This is a genomic window from Streptomyces shenzhenensis (assembly GCF_021462265.1).
GTDB classification, from domain to species: Bacteria; Actinomycetota; Actinomycetes; order Streptomycetales; family Streptomycetaceae; genus Streptomyces; species Streptomyces shenzhenensis.
Window position 1 is genome coordinate 75297 of the sequence record NZ_JAJONF010000009.1, and the last position, 19695, is coordinate 94991.

The following is a 19695-nucleotide window of genomic DNA, read 5'->3' on the forward strand; positions in this document are numbered from 1 at the left end:
CTGACCGACGGAGAGGACCGACGGGGTATGCGCAAGCAGCGACGCCGGGGTTCGCGTGCCCTGGCAGGCGCCGTCGCCGTCACCGCCGCGCTGGGGGTGGCCGGGTGTGGCGTCCTGGGCGGTTCCCCCGCCGCGTCGAAGAGCGAGCGGGCACGGGCCACGCAGGCCGTGCGGGTGTGGGACCGCAGCCCGGCCTCGATCGCGGCCGTCGGCGACTCCATCACCCGCGGCTTCGACGCCTGCACGGTGCTCTCGGACTGCCCGGAGGTGTCCTGGGCGACCGGCACCAGCGACCAGGTGGACAGCCTGGCGGTACGGCTGCTGGGGCGGGCCAGGGCGGCCGACCACAGCTGGAACTACGCGGAGACCGGCGCCCGGATGGCCGACCTGCCGGGTCAGATGGCCGACGCGGTGGTGCGCAGGCCGCAGTTGGTGACGGTGATGGTGGGGGCCAACGACGCCTGCCGTACCTCGGTGCGGGCGATGACCTCGGTGGCCGACTTCCGCGCCGAGTTCGAGGACGCGCTGGGCACCCTGCGCAGGTCGCTGCCGAAGACACAGGTGTACGTGGCGAGCGTGCCGAACCTGAAGCGGCTGTGGTCCGAGGGGCGGACCAATCCGCTGGGCAAGCAGGTGTGGAAGCTGGGCATCTGCCCGTCCATGCTGGCCGACGCGGACGATCTGACCAGCGCGGCGACCGTGCGCCGGGACAAGGTGCAGCAACGCGTCGAGGAGTACAACAAGGTGCTGGAGGAGGTCTGCGCCAAGGACCGGCGGTGCCGGTTCGACGGCGGCGCGGTGTACGCGTACCGCTTCGGGACCGGTCAGCTCAGTCGCTGGGACTGGTTCCATCCGAGCACCGACGGCCAGTCGAAGCTCGCGGCGATCGCCTACCGCGCCATCACTGCGCAGGAACCGCTGACCTGACCTTGCCTTAGGGTTTTCCACATGAGTGAACTTTTCGGCACACTTTCCGACGGCACCGAGGTGCACCGCTGGACGCTGGAGCGCGCGGGGACCCGGGTGCGGGTGCTGTCGTACGGCGGGATCGTGCAGTCGGTCGAGGTCCCGGACCGGGACGGGCGGACGGCGGACGTGGTGCTGGGGTTCGCCGGCCTGGACGGCTACCTGGAGAACCCGGGGCCCTACTTCGGCGCCGTGGTCGGCCGGTACGCGAACCGGATCGCGCGGGCCCGCTTCCCGCTGGACGGCGTGACCTACGCCCTGGAGCCGAACAACGCGCCCAACTCCCTGCACGGCGGCGCCCGCGGTTTCGACAAGCGGGTGTGGGAGGTGGCGGCCGTCGAGCACGGGGTGCGGCTGTCGCGGGTGAGTCCGCACGGGGAGGAGGGGTTCCCGGGGCGGCTGGCGGTCGCCGTGACGTACACGCTGGACGACTCCGGCGCGCTGCACATCTCCTACGAGGCGGTCACCGACGCACCGACCGTCGTGAACCTCACCAACCACAGCTATTTCAACCTGGCGGGCTCCGGTGACGCGGGCGGCCACGAACTGCGGATCGCGGCCTCGCGCTACACCCCCGTGGACGAGGACCTGATCCCGACGGGGGTGCTCAAGGACGTCTCGGGCTCCCGGTTCGACTTCCGTACCGCCCGCAAGGTCGGCTCCGGCTACGACCACAACCTCGTCCTCGACAAGGGGGTGACCGAGGAGCCGGTGGAGATCGCCGAGCTGCACGACCCGGGGTCCGGGCGCACCCTCACCGTGGCCACCACCGAACCCGGCGTCCAGCTCTACACCGCCGAGCACCTGACCGGCCCCTTCGCCCCCGGCGACGGTGTCGCCCTGGAGACCCAGCACTTCCCGGACTCCCCCAACCGGCCGGAGTTCCCGAGCACCCGCCTGGAACCGGGCGCGGTGTACCGCTCGGAGACGGTGTACGGCTTCGGCGTGCGGGACTGACACCGCCGACGACACACAAGCCCCGGTCCAGGGGTCAGGTCCCGGACCGGGGCTGCTCAGGGGGCATGTCCCGACTCCGACCTTAGCGTGGCCGCGAGCCGACGGCCGGTGATCGGACGTCGCGTCGCGATCTCGTACGAACCCTTCACAAACACCCACGAACCATCCCCCGCCCCGAACACCCGGTCCCGCAGACCGCCGCAGTGGGGTGCCTGGTGTAGACCACGGCGTAGACCAAGGCGCGGGCAGCACGCGATACTGCGCCCCATCGGCACCACGCACCCCACTGCGACGGAAGGCCAACTCCCTTGACTTCCCTACGTGTTCAGATCGGCATCCTCGGCGTCGTGCTGCTGGCCGGGGGGCTTGCCCCCAGCGCGGCGCACGCCACGCCCGCCCCCGCCCCCTCCCTCACCGTCGAGGAGCGACGGCTCGACCAGGCGGTGCCACAGGAGATACTCCGGCGGTCCGGGTTCGACGACGTGGCACCGGAGTTCGCCCGAGCCCTGGCGGACGCGCACTCCTACCCGCAGGCCCGGCGGGTCGTCGAACGGCGGGGTTCGGTGCTGTGGCGGCGGGCCGTGGACCGGGCCCAGGGGCGGGGGCCGGCGAGAGGCGACCTGAGCCGGGACGACGACCGGCCGCTGTACTGGGCGCGGCTCGGGATGACCCGGCAGGTGCGCGCCTGGGAGCCCGGGTTCCGGGTGAGCGAGCGGCAGCGGGCGGCTCTGCTGGACGTGCTGGAGCGGAGTTCCCGGGGGCAGACGGACATCCGGTATCCGGGCAGGGGCGTGCGGCGGATCCTCGTCACCGGGTTCGACCCGTTCACGCTCGACCGGGACATCCGGATCTCCAATCCGTCCGGGGCGAGCGCGCTGGCCCTCGACGGGACGGTGATCGAGACCGCCGAGGGGCCCGCACGGGTCGAGACGGCCGTCTTCCCGGTGCGCTGGGACGACTTCGCGGCGGGGACGGTGGAGCGGACCCTGCGGCCGTACCTGCCGAAGGTGGACCTGTTCACGACGGTGAGCCAGGGGCGGGTCGGACGGTTCGACGTGGAGCGGACGAACGGGGCCTGGCGGGGCGGGTTCCCGGACAACGAGAACGTGAGCCGGACCGGGACCGTCCCGGTCACCGGCCCGGCCTCGCAGCCGCAGTGGACGACCACCACGCTTCCCAGTGCGGCGATCGTGGCGGCGGACACGGGGCGTTTCCCGGTGTACGACCACACCGAGGTGACCGAGATCCCGGCGGGCGGCGGCGATCCCGTCGTACGGGCCGACGGGCCGACCGCCGGGTCCACCGCCCGGGCCGGGGGCGGCGGGAACTACCTGTCCAACGAGATCGCCTACCGGGCCACGCTGCTGCGCGACCGGCTCGGGCTGCACGACACGCTGCCCGGCGGGCATGTGCACACGCCGGTGCTGGAGTTCGGCGCCGGGAACACCACGGAGGTGACCGACCCGGAGTTCGTACGGAACCGGGTGGACATCATCGACCAGGTGCGGGCCATCGTGACCGTGGCGGCCGACGCGTCGTTCAGGGGCTGACGGGTTCGTCCGCCGGCTCGTCCGCCTCCGCCGTCTCCTCGCCCAGCAGGTCGCGGGCGAGGAGGGTGGCGCCCGCGACCGCGCCCGGCATCAGGAACACCGCGACGAACGGGACCAGGAAGGCCAGGCCCAGCGGGGTGCCGAAGCCCCACACCAGGGTCTTGCGGGAGCGCAGCAGGGTGAGCCGGGCGCGCAGGTCGACGCCCCGGCGCTGGAGGGCCACGGCGGTGAGTTCCTCGGTGAGGAAGAAGCCGGTCACGAAGAAGCCGACGACGGGGACGGCGGTCTGCCCGACGAAGGGCAGGAAGCCGAGGGCGAACAGGAGCACGCCCCACAGGCAGGCGCGGACCAGGATGCGCAGGCTGTCCCGGGCCGAGATCCACAGCTCGCGCCAGAACGGCAGCCCGGACTCGGGCGCGGTGCCGTCGGGCGAGACGTCCCCGTCGACCTTCTCGGAGAGGTTCTCGTAGAACGGCTGGCCCACCAGCAGCGTCACCGCGGTGAAGGTGAGGACGGCGAGCAGCAGGCCGAGGGCGAACAGGACGGCGGTGAGGAAGCCGCGGAAGAGGCCGAGCCAGGGGCTGGACCAGTCGTCGGCGAACGGGGTGGCCCAGGCGACGAAGTCCTCCCCCCATATCGCGAGGGCGACCAGGGCGGCCGCGTAGAGGACGAGGGTGATCAGGCCGGGCAGCAGACCGAGACCGAACTGCCTGCCGTGCCGGCCGACCCACCGCTGGCCCTTGAGGAGATAACCGAAACCCGCCCCGAGATCACGCATGGCGAAAACTTTACCGGCGTGCCCGGGTGGCCCGGTGCGGGGAATCGTCGCCATGGGCCGGGGCTGCGCCGCTGCGGGGTTCTCCGCGGTGTGTGCGCTTCGGCATGCCACGGTTGAGTCGAACAGGCACATCTCGCCGTACCGATCTCAGGAACCCGCGGAGGAGGTGGGCGTGCACCCTGCGCCGGCCTCCGTCGCGGGATTGTCCGAAGGGGCAGGTCGCCCGGGTGGGCAGGGCGTTGTTCACAGTGGGAGCTGCCCCCGGCGGCTCGGTTGAGGAGAGCGGATGACGCAGGAGATCACCGTCCAGGGCACGGTCGCGGAGGGCTTCGAGGCGGTGCGCGAGGAGTTCGCCGCCTTCGTCGCCGGCGAACCGGCCGACCACGAGGGGCAGTTGTGTGCGTACGTCGACGGCCGGCAGGTCGTCGACCTGTGGGCGGGCGAGGGGGCCGGCGGGGACTCCCTGTACGGCGTGCTCTCGTCCACCAAGGGGGCGGCGCACCTGGTCGTGGCGATGCTGGTGCAGGACGGCACGCTGGAACTGGACCGTAAAGTCACCTACTACTGGCCGGAGTTCGCCGCGGAGGGCAAGGGCGCGCTGACCCTGCGGGACCTGCTCGCGCACCGGGCGGGCCTGGTCGGCACCGACACCGGGTTCAGCCCGCAGGAGCTGGCAGACGACCGGGCGACGGCCGAACGCCTCGCCGACCAGCGGCCGTTCTGGCGCCCGGGCACGGCCTTCGGCTACCACGCCCTGGTGATCGGGGCGCTCACCGGCGAGGTGGTACGGCGCGCGACCGGCCGTACCCTCCAGGACGTGTACGAGGAGCGGGTCCGGGCCCCCTACGGCCTCGACTTCTTCCTGGGCCTGCCGGCCGCGCACGAGCCGCGCTTCCGCACCACCCTGCCGATGCGGCCGACGCCCGAACAGCAGGCCCTGCTCGACTCCGTCCCGGCCGGCCCGCGGACCCTGGCGGGGATCGCCTTCAACGAGCACGCGGCCGAGCCCACGGACCTGGCGGCCCTCCCGAACGACCGACAGGTCCGGGCCAAGGGCCCGGCCTCCTTCGGCGGGGTGGCGTCGGCACGCGGCCTGGCCGGGATGTACGCGGCCCTGCTCAGCGAGATCGGCGGCAAGGCCCCGCTGCTGAAGGAGGACACGGTGGCGGAGTTCGGCCAGTTCCACTCGGTGGGTTACGACCTGGTGGCCCGCGCCCACAAGGCGTACGGCCTGGGCTTCCAGGCGACGGCCGACACCTGGCACCCCTTCCTCGGCGCGGGCACGATCGGCCACAGCGGCGCGGCGGGCTCCCAGGCGTTCGCGGATCCGCGGAGCGGGGTCGCCTACGGCTACACGCGAAGGAGGTTCGCGTTTCCGGGAGGTGCGGCACCGGAGAACAACGCCCTGGTGATGGCCGTGCACAGAGCCGTGCTCGAGACGCGCTGAACGCGGGTGCGGGGCCCGGCCCAGGGGCGCGCCGGGCGGTGGCCGATACGCGGCTGCCGCCGCGTGGCCGCCGGCGGCCGCGCACGGCCCGCACCCGGCACACGAGAGGCCGCACCCCACGTCCAGGGGTGCGGCCTCCGCACAGCGCGACGGCCACGGCCGGGCCGGCGTCACGCGGACGCGTCAGAGCTTGACGATCATCTTGCCGGTGTTGTCCCCGCGCAGGACCCCGAGGAACGCCTCCAGGTTGTTCTCGATGCCCTCGACGACCGTCTCGCGGTACTTCAGCTCTCCGGAGGCCACCCACGGACCGACCTCGGCGACGAACTGCGGCTGCAGGTCGTAGTGGTCGCCGACCAGGAACCCCTCGATCCGGCCGCGGGTCTGGATGAGCCGGGCGAGGTTCTTCGGGCCGGGGACGGGCTCGGTGCTGTTGTAGACGGAGATCATGCCGCAGATCGCGATCCGGCCGCCCCGGTTCAGCCGGCCGATGGCCGCCTCCAGGTGGTCGCCGCCGACGTTGTCGAAGTAGACGTCCACACCGTCGGGCGCGGCGGCGCGCAGTTGCTCGCTCACCGGGCCGTTCTTGTAGTTGAAGGCCGCGTCGAAGCCGTACTCCTCCGTCAGCAGCTTGACCTTCTCGTCGGAGCCGGCCGAGCCGATCACCCGCGAGGCGCCCTTGAGCCTGGCGATCTGGCCGACCTGGCTGCCGACCGCGCCGGCCGCGCCGGAGACGAAGACCGAGTCGCCCTCCTTGAAGGAGGCGGTGCGCAGCAGGCCCGCGTAGGCGGTGAGGCCGGTCATGCCGAGGACGCCGAGGTACGCCGGCAGGGGCGCGGCCTGCGCGTCGACCTTGACGGCGTTCTTCGCGTCCACGACCGCGTACTCGCGCCAGCCGAGGAAGTGCAGGACGTGGTCGCCGGCCGCGATGCCCTCGGCGTTCGACTCGACGACCTCGCCGACCGCGCCGCCCTGCATGACCTTGCCCAGCTCGAAGGGGGCGACGTACGACTTGGCGGCACTCATCCGGCCGCGCATGTACGGGTCGACGGAGAGGTACTTGTTCCGTACCAGCACCTGTCCCTCTCCCGGCGTGCGGACCTCCGCCTCGACCAGGGCGAAGTCCTCGGGCTTCGGCCAGCCGACGGGACGGTTGAGCAGGTGCCACTCGCGGTTGATCATGACATGCGCCTTTCCGAAAATACTTCACTACCTGAAACAACCATGCTCCTGAATATTTCAGGATGTCAAGTAACCCGGTATCCTGGAGTTCATGTCCACCTCACAGTCCAGCCCAGCGCGGACCCGCAGACCCGACGCCCTGACCCTGGAGGTCGTCGAGCTCATCGGGGACGTCGTGTCCCGTTTCTACGCTGACTACGAGGAGGCGGCGGGCGAGCACGCCCTCACCGGGGCGCAGGCGCGGCTGCTCAGCCTGCTGTCACTGGAGCCGCTGCCGATGCGGAAGCTGGCGCAGAAGCTGAAGTGCGAGCCGTCCAACGTGACGGGGATCGTGGACCGGCTGGAGGCGCGCGGGCTCGTGGAGCGACGGCCCGACCCGGCGGACCGCCGGGTGAAGCTGGCCGCGGCGACGGACGAGGGCCGCCGGGTCGCCCGTGACCTGCGCGAGGGCCTGCGCTTCGCGCGCGAGCCGCTGGCGGGGCTGTCGGACGAGGAGCGGCTGTCACTGCGGGACCTGCTGCGCAGCATGCTGGACGCTCATTAGGGGCCGGCGCCTGACGGCGCCGGCCCCTCGGGGTGCGTTACGCGAACTGTCCGGGCCGGTAGTCGCCGGCCGGCTGCTGGAAGATGACGTTCAGCCGGTTGAAGGCGTTGATCGCGGCGATCGTCGCCACCAGGGCGACGAGTTCCTCCGAGTCGTAGTGCTTGGCGGCGTTCGCCCAGACCTCGTCCGGCACGCCGCCGGCCGCGTCGGCGATGCGGGTGCCCTGCTCGGCGAGTTCCAGAGCCGCGCGCTCGGCCTCGGTGAACACGGTGGCCTCGCGCCAGGCGCCGACCATGTGGAGGCGCTGCTGGGTCTCGCCGGCGGCCGCCGCGTCCTTCGTGTGCATGTCGAGGCAGAAGCCGCAGCCGTTGATCTGACTGGCGCGGATCTTCACGAGCTCCAGGGTGGAGTCGGGGATCGACGTCTCCTGGGTGGCCCTGCCGGCGGCGGCGAAGTGCTTGATCAGCTTGTTGGCGGTGGGGCTGGCGAAGAGGTTCAGGCGGGGTTCCACGGTGTGCTCCTCCGTTGCGGTTCAGGGGGTTGCACACCTACGACGGAACGGGTCCGCCGAATGTGACACGTTCGCTGGATTTGCTTTGGCAGTGATTCGGGTGCGGAGCGGTGGGGGCCGGTCGCGCCCACGCGGCGGAGCCGCAGATCGATACCGCCTCGCACCCCCGGAGGGGGCGCGTTCGACGGGCGCGTTCGAGAAGCGCCCGCTACGTGCACCACCACAAGAACCGTTTGCACGTCTGGCTCGGAGACGGGTCCGGCGACGGGTCCGACGGCGTCGGGTCCGCCGTCGGTGTCGACGCTCCGGTGGCCGTCGGTGTCGACGCCGGGGCCGTCACCGAGCCCGGACCCGTGGTCGCCGACTGCGCGTCCGTGCCCTTCGGGGACGCCGACGGGGAAGCGGACGCCTTGTCCTTCGAGGAGGACGGGGACGGGGACGCGGAAGCGGTGGCCGAGGCGGAGCCCGTCGCGCCCGTCGCGCCGGAGGTGTCGCCCAGAGGCCGGCCGGTCGTACCCGGGGACGACGTCGACGCACCGCCGTCGGTCGTACTGCCGCTCCCCGCGGCCGTGTCGGGGGTCGTGAACGGCAGGGCGTCCGTGCCGAGCTGGGCGAGGCTCAGGCCGCCCGCCGCCAGTACGCACGCCACGGCCACCAGCAGGACCCTGCGGCGCCGGCGGCGATGCGCCGCGGCCTTGCGGTCGCGACGGCTTCCGCCGGGGCCGGACGGGTCGTCAGGGCCCTCCTCGGCGGGGTTCTCGGCGGCCCGCCCCCGGCTCCGGCCGCCGCGTGCCGCCCTGCGCCGCTCGGCCCGGCCACCCGCCGGCGGTTCGTCGTCCTCGCCGTCGCCGTCACCCTCGCCGCCGCCGTCGTCCTCCGGGCCGTACCCGTCGGCCGCGAACTCCTGCTGCGAGTAGGGCGTTCCACCGGCCACGGCCGGTTCGGAGGCGGCTGCTTCCCGCGCTGACGCGCGTAGCGTTTCGGCGGCGGTGCCGCACCCCGGGCAGGCGAGCGCGCCGTTGAGGTGCCGTCGGCACGGGTGGCAGTAGTCCATGACGCGGGAAGACTAAGTTCCCCGCGGGTCACATCACCAGGCACCTCTGTGAAGGTTCTGTGTCGGACCGAAAACTTATCGCAAGTCTTGCCGAAACTGTTACCTGTTCGACCCATTGACACCCCCGCCGCCCCATCCTTACTGTCACGCCAGCATTTCGAACGTGTGACGAAATCTCGAACAGCTGAGAGGCAACCGCCGTGCGCATCACCGGAATCAGCACACACGTGGTCGGGACGCCGTGGCGCAACCTGACATACGTCCAGGTGCACACCGACGAGGGGATCACCGGAGTCGGCGAGACCCGGATGCTCGGTCACACCGACGCGCTGATCGGCTACCTGAGGGAGGCCGAGGCCAACCACATTCTCGGTTCGGACCCGTTCGCAGTGGAAGACCTCGCGCGCCGGATGAAGTACGGCGACTACGGCCGCGCGGGCGAGATCGTCATGTCCGGGATCGCCGTCGTCGAGATGGCCTGCTGGGACATCAAGGGCAAGGCGCTGGGCGTCCCGGTGTGGCAGCTGCTCGGCGGCAAGGTGACCGACAAGGTCAAGGCCTACGCCAACGGGTGGTACACCACCGAGCGGACCCCGGAGGCCTATCACAAGGCGGCCCAGGGGGTCATGGAGCGCGGGTACCGGGCGCTGAAGATCGACCCGTTCGGCACCGGGCACTTCGAGCTCGACCACGAGCAGACCCTGTACGCCGTGTCCCTCATCGAGGCCGTGCGGGACGCCATCGGACCGGACGCCGAGCTGATGCTGGAGATGCACGGCCGGTTCTCGCCCTCGACCGCGGTACGGCTGGTGCGCGAGCTCGCGCCCTTCAAGCCGGCCTGGCTGGAGGAGCCCTGCCCGCCGGAGAACCTGAAGGCGCTGGAGAAGGTGGCCGCCAAGGTCGACATCCCGGTCGCCACCGGTGAGCGCATCCACGACCGGATCGAGTTCCGCGAGCTCTTCGAGAGCCAGGCCGTGGACATCATCCAGCCGGACGTCGGCCACATCGGTGGAATCTGGGAGACGCGCAAGCTCGCCGCCACCGCGGAGACGCACTACGTCCTGGTCGCCCCGCACAACGTGGGCGGCTCCGTGCTCACCGCCGCCTCCCTGCAGGTCGGGTTCACCTCCCCGAACTTCAAGATCCTGGAACACTTCAACGACTTCGCCGACGCCGACATCAAGAAGGTGGTCAAGGGGGCGCCGCAGGTCGTGGACGGGTACTTCCACCTCTCCGACGCGCCGGGGCTCGGGGTCGAGTTCGACGCCGACGCGGCCGCCGAGTTCCCGCAGCAGCAGGCCCGGTTCGACCTGTGGGCCGAGGGCTGGGAGCAGCGCAAGCCGAAGGGCTCGAAGTGAGCTCGCGGGTCGTCGTCGAGGCGCCGGGCGCCCACCGGATCGAGGAGCACATGCCCCGCGAGCCCGGTCCCGGCGAGGCCCTGGTCGCCGTGCACGCGGTCGGTATTTGCGGAAGCGACCGCGAGGTGTACCAGGGGAACCGGCCCGAGGGGTATGTGCGCTACCCGCTGACGCCCGGCCACGAGTGGTCGGGGACCGTGTCGAAGACGGGCCCCGGGGTGCCCGCCTCGCTCGTCGGCCGCAAGGTCGTCGGTGAGGGGTTCCGGAACTGCCAGGTCTGCGAGCGCTGCCACGCCGGCGAGACCACCCTGTGCACCGACGGCTACGAGGAGACCGGCTTCACCCAGCCGGGCGCCATGGCCGCCACCCTCACCATCCCGGCCCGCCTGCTGCACGCCCTCCCGGACGACGCCGACCTGACGGCCGCGGCCCTGCTGGAGCCCGCCGCCTGCATCGCGGCCGCCGCCCTCAAGGGCAACGCCCAGCCGGGTGAGCGGGTCGCGGTGGTCGGCACCGGGACGCTGGGCATGTTCGCCGTGCAGTTCCTGCACGCGATCTCGCCGGGCGAGCTGCTGGTGGTGGGCACCCGGAACGACCGGGAGGCGCTGTCCCGGCGGTTCGGGGCGACCGACTTCCGCACCAGGGACCAGCACCTGCCCGACGACTTCGACGTCGTCATCGAGACCGCCGGGTCCGCGTCCGCCGCGCGCACCGCCGCCTCCCTGCTCAGGCGCGGCGGACGCCTGGTCCTGACCGGCATCCCGGCCGCCGGTGCCGAGGGCCTGGACCCGACCGACCTCGTCGTACGGCAACTGGAGGTGCACACCGTCTTCGGGGCGCCGCCGGACGCCTGGGCGCACACGGTGCGCGTCTTCGGGGCCGGCCTCCTCGACCCGTTGCCGCTGGTCACGCACGAGCTGCCGCTGACCGAATTCCCCCAGGCCATCGAGCTGGTGGGGGCCGGTGATCCGAAGGTGGGCAAGGTGCTGCTCCGTCCCTAGCCGTACGCCGGTCGCGGCGTGCCCTGACTCGCCGTGGCCGGCGTACCACCAAGCCTTTTCTCTGCCCTGAGCCGCGAACCTTGTCCGAAATACCGAACACGAAGGACAGCTTGTGACGACCGACGCTTCCGTTACGGCGGCCCGCCGACCCGGTGAGCAGGCGCTCACCGCCCTCGGTCTGGGCGCGCCCGCCCTCGACCCCGCCGACGCCTCCGCCCACAGCTTCCCGGGCGGCGGCAAGTGGCGCACCGAGATCCCCTCCTGCGAGGGTCCCGAGGCGCTGGCCGTCGTCCTCAAGGAGTCCTCGCGGCTCGACGTACCGATCCACCGGATCAGCCAGGGCAGCGGTGTGTGGATGCTCACCGACGCCGAGATCACCGAGATGGTCGAGGCGACGAACGAGAGGGACATCGAGCTCTGCCTGTTCACCGGCCCGCGCGGCACCTGGGACATCGGCGGCTCGGTGCGCTCCGACTCGCGAGGGGGCGGACTGCGCGCCCGCGGCCACGACGCCGTCGCCGGGTGCGTCGAGGACGCCGTCCGGGCGACCGAACTGGGCGTCAAGTGCCTGCTGGTCGCCGACGAGGGCGTGCTGTGGACGCTGCACCGGGCCCGGCAGGCCGGGATCATCCCGGCGGACACCACCCTGAAGGTGTCCGCGCTGGTCGGGCCGGTCAACCCCGCCTCGTACGCGGTCTTCGAGCGCCTCGGCGCCGACTCATTGAACGTGCCGAGCGACCTGACGCTCGATCACCTCACCGAGATCCGCCGGGTGTCCGCCGCCCCCATGGACATGTACATCGAGGCCCCCGACGACCTCGGCGGCTACGTCCGGATGTACGAGGTCGCCGAGCTGATCCGGCGCGGCGCGCCGATCTACCTGAAGTTCGGGCTGTCCAAGGCGCCCGGCATCTACCCGTGGGGCACCCATCTGCGGGACGTGACCCTGGACACGGCGCGGGAGCGGGTGCGTCGGGGTCGGCTGGCCCTGGACCTGCTGGCCCGGCACGGGGCGGACGGGGACATGGCGCCGCTGGGGTCGCGTCTGCCGGGTTCTCTCAACCGATTCCCCGTCGAGAGTGCCGCCGAATGACCGATGGGGACTGCGGGCCGTCGGTGGCTGGTCGCGCAGTTCCCCGCGCCCCTTGGGGCGTTGCCCCTCGGGGCGCTTCGAACAGACCTTGCTTGACACATCTCAACGACGAGAAAGAACAGGGACGATCACCATGCGCACTCGTAGAAGCGCCCTCACCCTCATAGCCGGGGCCGCCTCCCTCGCTCTCACCCTGTCCGCGTGCGGCCAGAGCAGCGAGGGCGGCAGCAAGGAGAACAGCGGCAGCGCCAAGGGCGGCACCATCGGCATCGCGATGCCGACCAAGTCCTCCGAGCGCTGGATCAACGACGGCAACAACCTCGTCAAGGACATCAAGGCCAAGGGCTACAAGACCAAGCTGGTCTTCGGCGAGGACAACCCGGACACCCAGGTCTCGCAGATCGAGAACCTGATCACCCAGGGCGTCAAGGGCCTGGTCATCGCGGCCATCGACAACAAGTCCCTGAACAACGTGCTCCAGGAGGCCGCGGACGCCAACATCCCGGTCATCGCCTACGACCGGCTGATCCTCGGCACCAAGAACGTCGACTACTACGCGTCCTTCGACAACGAGAAGGTCGGTGTCGAGCAGGGCACGTACATCGTGCACAAGCTGGGCCTGGACAGCGGCAAGAAGGGCCCGTTCAACATCGAGCTGTTCGCCGGCTCCAACGACGACAACAACACCAAGTACTTCTTCAGCGGCGCGATGAGCGTGCTCCAGCCGTACATCGACAAGAAGCAGCTGGTGGTCAGGTCCGGCCAGACCGCGCTGAACAAGGTCACCACGCTGCGCTGGGACGGCGCGACCGCGCAGGCGCGCATGGAGGACGTCCTCACCTCCTCCTACAAGTCCGCGAAGGTCGACGCGGTGCTCTCGCCCTACGACGGCATCTCGATCGGCATCATCGCCGCGCTGAAGTCGGACGGCTACGGCTCCTCCAGCCAGCCGCTGCCCGTCATCACCGGCCAGGACGCCGAGCTGGCCTCGGTGAAGTCGATCATCGCGGGCGAGCAGACGCAGACCGTCTACAAGGACCTCCGCAAGCTCGCCGAGGTCGCCGCGACCATGGTCGACGACGCTCTGAACAAGAAGACCCCGCAGGTCAACGACACCAAGACGTACGACAACGGCGTCAAGGTCGTCCCCGCCTTCCTGCTGCAGCCGGTGAGCGTCGACAAGTCCAACTACGAGGACGTCCTGGTCAAGGGCGGCTACTACACCGACGCCCAGCTCAAGTAATCCGCCGGCCCTGATCGACAAGCACTGATTGGAAGGCAGACCATGGCGGGACCCGTCCTGGAAATGCGCTCGATCGTCAAGACCTTTCCCGGCGTCAAGGCGCTGTCGGACGTCACCCTGACCGTCCGTCAGGGCGAGGTCCATGCCATCTGCGGGGAGAACGGCGCCGGCAAGTCGACCCTGATGAAGGTCCTCTCCGGCGTCCATCCTCACGGCAGTTACGAGGGAGACATCCTCTTCGAGGGGGAGCTCTGCAAGTTCGGTGACATCCGGGCGAGCGAGCAGCGCGGCATCGTCATCATCCACCAGGAGCTGGCGCTGTCGCCGTACCTCTCGCTGGCGGAGAACATCTTCCTCGGCAACGAACACGCCAAGGGCGGGTTCATCGACTGGCGGGAGACCCTGCGGCACGCCACCGCACTGCTGCGCCGGGTCGGTCTCGACGACCACCCGGAGACCCGCGTCGCCGACATCGGCGTGGGCAAACAGCAGCTGGTGGAGATCGCCAAGGCGCTGTCGAAGAAGGTGAAGCTGCTCATCCTGGATGAGCCGACGGCCGCGCTGAACGACGAGGACAGCGGCAAACTCCTCGACCTGATCCTGGAGCTGAAGAACCAGGGCATCACCTCGATCATCATCTCGCACAAGCTGAACGAGATCCGCCGGGTCGCCGACTCGGTGACGATCATCCGGGACGGCCACTCCATCGAGACCCTCGACGTGAAGTCGAAGGAGACGACGGAGGAGCGGATCATCGCGGGCATGGTCGGCCGCGACCTGGACCACCGCTTCCCGGAGCGGACCGCGTACGAGGGCGAGACGGGCTCGGCGCCGGCCCTGGAGATCCGCAACTGGACCGTGCGGCACCCGATCGACCACGAACGCAAGGTCGTCGACGACGTGTCGATCGACGTCCGGCGCGGGGAGATCGTCGGTATCGCGGGCCTGATGGGCGCCGGCCGCACCGAACTCGCGATGAACGTCTTCGGGCGGACCTACGGCCGCTACGACGGCGGCTCGGTCCTCAAGGACGGCACCGAGATCCGTACCAAGTCGGTCGCGGAGGCGGTCGGGCACGGCATCGCGTACGTCACCGAGGACCGCAAGCACTACGGTCTCAACCTCATCGACACCATCAACCGCAACATCTCGCTGACCGCGCTGAAAAAGGTCGCAAAGCGCGGGATCGTGGACGAGCACGAGGAGCGGCAGGTCTCCGAGGGCTACCGCAAGTCCATGAACATCAAGGCCCCGACGGTGTTCGAGCCGGTGGGCAAGCTGTCGGGCGGCAACCAGCAGAAGGTCGTGCTCAGCAAGTGGATCTTCGCGGGTCCGGACGTGCTGATCCTCGACGAGCCGACCCGCGGGATCGACGTGGGCGCCAAGTACGAGATCTACACGGTCATCGACCAGCTCGCCGCCCAGGGCAAGGCGGTCGTCTTCATCTCCTCCGAGCTGCCCGAACTGCTCGGCATGTGCGACCGCATCTACACCATGGCCGCGGGCCGCCTGACCGGTGAGGTGCCGCGCGCCGAGGCCACTCAGGAAGTGCTGATGCGCCATATGACGAAGGACAAAGAGGTATCGCGATGAGCACGGATGTCACCGCCAAGAGCCCGGCGCCCGCGCCGCCGGGCAAGAGCGGATCGGCCGCCGGCACCGGCCTTGTCCAGCTGGTGCTCGACGGGCTGCGCCGCAACATGCGCCAGTACGGCATGCTGATCGCGCTCGGTCTGATCGTCGCCCTGTTCGCGGTGTGGACCAACGGCGACCTGCTGCTGCCGCGCAACGTCTCCAACCTGGTGCTGCAGAACAGCTACATCCTGATCCTCGCCATCGGCATGATGATGGTGATCATCGCCGGGCACATCGACCTGTCGGTCGGCTCGCTGACCGCGTTCGTGGGCGCCTTCGCGGCCGTGCTGACGGTCAACCACGGGGTGGCCTGGCCCATCGCACTGGTGCTGTGCCTGCTGATGGGTGCCTTCGCGGGCGCCGCCCAGGGGCTGCTGATCGCCTACTTCGGCATACCGTCGTTCATCGTCACCCTCGCCGGGATGCTGCTGTTCCGCGGTCTCACCGAGATCCTGCTGCAGGGCCAGACCATCGGCCCGTTCCCGAACGGGCTGCAGAACCTCGGCAACGGCTTCCTGCCCGAGGTGGGCCCGCACACCAACTACCACAACATCACGCTGCTGCTGGGCATCGTGCTGATCGCCGCCGTGGTCTGGCAGGAGTTCCGCGACCGGCGCCGCCAGCAGGAGTTCGCGCTGGACGTGCCGCCCACCCGGCTGTTCCTGCTCAAGCTGACCGCGCTGGTCGCCGCGATCCTCGTCCTCACCATGCTGCTCGCCAGCTACAAGGGCGCCCCGATCATCCTGATCGTCCTGGGCGCGCTGGTCGTCGGCTACGGCTACGTGATGCGCAACGCGGTCTTCGGCCGGCACATCTACGCGATCGGCGGCAACCTGCCGGCGGCGAAGCTGTCCGGCGTCAAGGACAAGAAGGTCTCCTTCTACGTCTTCCTGAACATGGGCGTGCTCGCGGCCCTGGCCGGTCTGGTGGTAGCGGCCCGGCTGAACGCGGCCTCGCCGAAGGCGGGCGACGGCTTCGAACTGGAGGCGATCGCCTCCTCGTTCATCGGCGGCGCCTCCATGAGCGGCGGTGTCGGCACCATCCTCGGTGCCATCATCGGCGGTCTCGTCCTCGGCGTGCTGAACAACGGCATGAACCTCCTCAGCGTCGGCACCGACTGGCAGCAGGTCATCAAGGGCCTCGCCCTCCTCGCGGCGGTCGGCTTCGACGTGTGGAACAAGCGCAAGTCCGGTTCGTAGTCAGTCAGGGCCCCGCCGGAAGGCGGGGCCCCTCCTATATGCAGGAGCCGCACATGGAACTGAACAGACGCACAGTCATCGCGGGGGCCGCGGCCGCGGGTATCGCCGCCACCGCACTCGGCAGCGGTACGGCCGAGGCCGCCTCGGGGGGCAGGAAGCCGGTGAGGGAGTCCTTCGGGAAGCTCGCCGACGGCACGAAGATCTACCGCTGGTCGCTGGAGAACGGCGGCACCCGGCTCAAGGTCCTCAACTGGGGCGGTGTCGTCCAGACCCTGGAGCTCCCGGACCGGCGCGGCCACTACGCCAACGTGGTCAACGGCTTCGACAACATCGACGACTACGTGGCCAAGTCCCCGTACTTCGGCGCCCTCATCGGCCGCTACGGCAACCGCATCGGCAAGGGGCAGTTCACCCTCGACGGCAAGACCTACCAGCTCTCCGTCAACGACGGCGTGAACAGCCTGCACGGCGGCAGCCAGGGCTTCGACAAGCACGTGTGGGACGTCGAACCGTTCGTGAAGGGCTCGGACGTCGGTCTCGTCCTGCACTACACGAGCATCGACGGCGAGATGGGCTACCCGGGCACGCTCAAGGCGAAGGTGACGTACACGCTGACCCGGCGCGGCGAGTGGATCATCGACTACCACGCCACCACCGACAAGGCCACGGTCGTCAACCTCACCAGCCATGTCTACTGGAACCTCGCCGGCGAGGGCAGCGGGACCGTCGAGGACCACGAGCTGACCATCGCGGCGGGCCGGTACACGCCGACGGACTCCGGCCTGATCCCCACCGGTGAGCTGGCCACCGTCCGCGGCACCCCGTTCGACTTCCGGGAGACGAAGACCATCGGACGGGACATCCGGGCCGGGCACGCGCAGCAGGTGCAGGCCAAGGGCTTCGACCACAACTGGGTCCTGGACAAGGGCATCACCGCGAAGCCCGAGCACATCGCCACGCTGCGCGACCCGCGCTCCGGCCGCACGCTGAAGATCGCCACCGACCAGCCGGGGCTCCAGTTCTACTCCGGCAACTTCCTCGACGGAACGCTGACGGGCACCGGCGGCCGGACCTACCGGCAGGGCGACGCGCTGTGCCTGGAGACACAGCACTTCCCGGACTCGCCGAACCACGCGAACTTCCCGTCGACGGTGCTGCGGCCGGGGCAGGTCTACCGGACCCGGACGGTTCATTCGTTCGGCGCCTGAGGCGCGTGGGCGCGGCCGGTAAGGGGCTGGTCGCGCCCACGCCTGGGACGAAACACGAACTCACACTTTTTCCACACTGACTGAACAACGCCGCAGGCGTATCCGTACCCAAGGGCGGCCCGTGCTCCCCCGCGCGGGCCGCCCAAGACGACGGGCCCGGACGTCCCCACCGGGCCCGCCTCATACGGAGGTTAAATGGCCGGCAACGTCACCTCGTTGTTCCGTAGCGGCGAACACAGCCCGTCGATGGCGGCGCTGACCCGCGAGGGGGGCGACGGTACCGGCCCGGTCGACTTCTGCGTTCCCTGCAACCCCTACTTCCCCACCCCGGCCATGATGGAAACGATGGCCGCCCGGCTGAAGGACATCATCACCTTCTACCCGAGCAGCGCCGACACCATCACCGCCGAGCTGTGCCAGCTCTTCCAGCTCCCCCCGCAGGCCGTCGCCATGGGCAACGGCTCCACCGAGCTGATCACCTGGATCGACCACCTGCTGGTCCGCGAGTCCCTCGCCGTCCCCGTCCCCACCTTCGGCCGCTGGACCGACCAGCCGATGGAGACCGGCAAGCGCGTCGACATGTTCCCGCTCCAGGAGTCGAGCGGCTTCGCCCTGGACCTCGCGCAGTACGCCGAGTTCATCCGCAAGCGGGGCACCAGGGCCGCCGTCATCTGCAACCCCAACAACCCCGACGGCGGCTTCCTGCACAAGCAGGCGCTGGTGCAGTTCATGGACGCCATGGCCGACCTGGACCTGATCGTCGTCGACGAGTCGTTCCTGGAGTTCGCCGACGCCGAGGCCGAGCCCAGCGTCGTCCAGGAGGCCATGCTGCGGCCGAACGTCATCGTGCTGCGCAGCCTCGGCAAGAACTTCGGCCTGCACGGCATCCGCTTCGGCTACATGGTCGCCAACCCCGCCCTGGCCGGCAAGGTCCGCTCGATGCTGCCGAAGTGGAACCTCAACGCGTTCGCCGAGTACGTCGTCTTCATGCTCAAGGAGCACGGCGCCGAGTACGCGCAGAGCCTGTTGCAGGTGCGCAAGGACCGCCTGGAGATGGCCAGCCAGCTCGCCACCCTCCCCGGTCTGACGGTCTACCCCTCGCAGGGCAACTTCCTCTTCGTGCGCCTTCCCGTCGGCGCCGAGGGCACCGTGGTGCGGGACCGGATGCTCACCGAGCACCGGATCCTGGTCCGCGAGTGCGGCAACAAGATCGGGTCTTCCAGCCGCTTCCTGAGGCTCGTGGTGCGCCCCGAGGTGGACGTGCGTCGCCTGGTGTCCGCCATGGAGCAGGTGCTCTACGGGTCCAGGAGGGGAGCCGCCGTGCCTGAGCTGAGCACCGGGACCAGCTACAGCTCGGGCACGGCGGCGGTTGACCGGCTGGTGAGCGAGACCAACGGGGCGGGCCTGCAGCTCGCACAGGCCGTCGGCGCGGGGCCCGTTCCGGGGCTCGCCGCCGCTCCCGCCGCCGGTGTCGGCATGCCGCTCCCCGTCGCCGCGCAGCAGGGCGGCGCCGGGATGCCGATGCCGGCGGCAGCCATGCAGATGCAGCAGATGCAGCAGCCTCAGCAGCCTCAGCAGCCTCAGCAGCAGCCGATGATGATGGCGCCGGTGCCTCCGATGGTGCCGGTGCCCGCGCGGGCCCCGGCTCCGGCCCCGATGCCCATGCAGATGCCGGCCCCTGTCCCGGCGCCGGCTCCCGCGCCGGTCGGGCCCACGCCGCCCGGGGTGCCGGCGCGGGGTGGTCTGACGGCCGCGCAGGTACGGGGCATGACGGCGCCGGCGCCCCCGGCCCCGAACCTGGCTCCGGCACCGGCCACCGGGTGGCCGAACGCGCAGAGCTGGCCGAACGCGGCGGGGATGGGACAGGCCGGGTAGGCGCCTCGCCGTAGGGGTGCGGTGCGTGGCCGGGTGCGGTGCCGTCGTGGCCGGCGCCTCGCCGTAGGGGTGCGGTGCGTGGCCGGGTGCGGTG

17 protein-coding genes are annotated in these 19695 nt (G+C 70.6%); 13 read left to right on the forward strand and 4 right to left on the reverse strand.

What is annotated here, in order from left to right; translation table 11 throughout:
- Window positions 1–27 precede the first annotated feature (27 nt).
- The 3 genes from LQ326_RS14810 (at window position 28) to LQ326_RS14820 (ending at window position 3473) form a co-directional block, all read left to right on the forward strand.
- On the forward strand, window positions 28–927 hold the full coding sequence (locus LQ326_RS14810; RefSeq protein WP_234536560.1) for an SGNH/GDSL hydrolase family protein: 900 nt from the start codon (window positions 28–30) through the stop codon (window positions 925–927).
- Between the two features lie 21 nt (window positions 928–948).
- On the forward strand, window positions 949–1923 hold the full coding sequence (locus tag LQ326_RS14815) for an aldose epimerase family protein (RefSeq protein ID WP_234536563.1): 975 nt from the start codon (window positions 949–951) through the stop codon (window positions 1921–1923).
- A 308-nt stretch (window positions 1924–2231) separates the two neighbouring features.
- Window positions 2232–3473, forward strand: a complete 1242-nt coding sequence (locus tag LQ326_RS14820; protein ID WP_234536566.1) for a pyroglutamyl-peptidase I — start codon at window positions 2232–2234, stop codon at window positions 3471–3473.
- Here the strand turns inward: LQ326_RS14820 and LQ326_RS14825 are convergent.
- On the reverse strand, window positions 3463–4251 hold the full coding sequence (locus LQ326_RS14825) for an EI24 domain-containing protein (RefSeq protein ID WP_234536569.1): 789 nt from the start codon (window positions 4249–4251) through the stop codon (window positions 3463–3465). The genes LQ326_RS14820 and LQ326_RS14825 overlap by 11 nt on opposite strands.
- Window positions 4252–4537: 286 nt before the next feature.
- Between LQ326_RS14825 and LQ326_RS14830 the strand changes: the two genes are divergently transcribed.
- Complete coding sequence (locus LQ326_RS14830) at window positions 4538–5698, forward strand: serine hydrolase domain-containing protein (protein ID WP_234536571.1); 1161 nt, start codon at window positions 4538–4540, stop codon at window positions 5696–5698.
- A gap of 183 nt (window positions 5699–5881) precedes the next feature.
- On the opposite strand, the gene LQ326_RS14835 is transcribed toward LQ326_RS14830, so the two are convergent.
- Window positions 5882–6880 (reverse strand): NADP-dependent oxidoreductase, encoded by a 999-nt coding sequence (locus LQ326_RS14835; RefSeq protein ID WP_234536574.1) that lies wholly within the window; start codon window positions 6878–6880, stop codon window positions 5882–5884.
- 91 nt (window positions 6881–6971) lie between these two features.
- Between LQ326_RS14835 and LQ326_RS14840 the strand changes: the two genes are divergently transcribed.
- Entirely contained in the window at window positions 6972–7424 is a 453-nt protein-coding gene (locus tag LQ326_RS14840; RefSeq protein ID WP_234536576.1) for a MarR family winged helix-turn-helix transcriptional regulator, read from the forward strand.
- A 37-nt stretch (window positions 7425–7461) separates the two neighbouring features.
- On the opposite strand, the gene LQ326_RS14845 is transcribed toward LQ326_RS14840, so the two are convergent.
- Together LQ326_RS14845 and LQ326_RS14850 are read right to left on the reverse strand one after the other, a co-directional pair.
- A complete protein-coding gene (locus LQ326_RS14845; protein ID WP_234536578.1) occupies window positions 7462–7935 on the reverse strand; it encodes a carboxymuconolactone decarboxylase family protein in 474 nt (157 codons plus the stop codon).
- A 208-nt stretch (window positions 7936–8143) separates the two neighbouring features.
- Window positions 8144–8989 carry an SCO2400 family protein gene (locus tag LQ326_RS14850; protein WP_268207086.1) on the reverse strand — a complete coding sequence of 282 codons (846 nt, stop codon included), beginning with the start codon at window positions 8987–8989 and terminating at the stop codon, window positions 8144–8146.
- Between the two features lie 200 nt (window positions 8990–9189).
- On the opposite strand from LQ326_RS14850, the gene LQ326_RS14855 reads away from it, so the two are divergent.
- The 8 genes from LQ326_RS14855 to LQ326_RS14890 all read left to right on the forward strand — a co-directional run bounded on the left by LQ326_RS14855 (window position 9190) and on the right by LQ326_RS14890 (window position 19601).
- Window positions 9190–10347, forward strand: a complete 1158-nt coding sequence (locus LQ326_RS14855; RefSeq protein ID WP_234536586.1) for a mandelate racemase/muconate lactonizing enzyme family protein — start codon at window positions 9190–9192, stop codon at window positions 10345–10347.
- Window positions 10344–11348 (forward strand): zinc-dependent alcohol dehydrogenase, encoded by a 1005-nt coding sequence (locus LQ326_RS14860; protein ID WP_234536588.1) that lies wholly within the window; start codon window positions 10344–10346, stop codon window positions 11346–11348. The genes LQ326_RS14855 and LQ326_RS14860 overlap by 4 nt, the downstream gene beginning before the upstream one ends.
- A 112-nt stretch (window positions 11349–11460) precedes the next feature.
- Window positions 11461–12441 carry a hypothetical protein gene (locus LQ326_RS14865; protein WP_234536590.1) on the forward strand — a complete coding sequence of 327 codons (981 nt, stop codon included), beginning with the start codon at window positions 11461–11463 and terminating at the stop codon, window positions 12439–12441.
- Window positions 12442–12574: 133 nt separating this feature from the next.
- Window positions 12575–13684 carry a multiple monosaccharide ABC transporter substrate-binding protein gene (gene chvE / locus LQ326_RS14870; RefSeq protein ID WP_234536594.1) on the forward strand — a complete coding sequence of 370 codons (1110 nt, stop codon included), beginning with the start codon at window positions 12575–12577 and terminating at the stop codon, window positions 13682–13684.
- 42 nt (window positions 13685–13726) lie between these two features.
- A complete protein-coding gene (mmsA, locus tag LQ326_RS14875; protein ID WP_234536597.1) occupies window positions 13727–15277 on the forward strand; it encodes a multiple monosaccharide ABC transporter ATP-binding protein in 1551 nt (516 codons plus the stop codon).
- Window positions 15274–16518, forward strand: coding sequence for a multiple monosaccharide ABC transporter permease (mmsB, locus tag LQ326_RS14880; protein ID WP_234536599.1), 1245 nt, complete (start codon window positions 15274–15276; stop codon window positions 16516–16518). The genes mmsA and mmsB overlap by 4 nt, the downstream gene beginning before the upstream one ends.
- A 53-nt stretch (window positions 16519–16571) precedes the next feature.
- Window positions 16572–17726: an aldose epimerase family protein gene (locus LQ326_RS14885; RefSeq protein ID WP_234536602.1), complete on the forward strand. Its 1155-nt coding sequence runs from the start codon at window positions 16572–16574 to the stop codon at window positions 17724–17726.
- A gap of 195 nt (window positions 17727–17921) precedes the next feature.
- Window positions 17922–19601, forward strand: a complete 1680-nt coding sequence (locus LQ326_RS14890; protein WP_234536605.1) for a pyridoxal phosphate-dependent aminotransferase — start codon at window positions 17922–17924, stop codon at window positions 19599–19601.
- Window positions 19602–19695 lie beyond the last annotated feature (94 nt).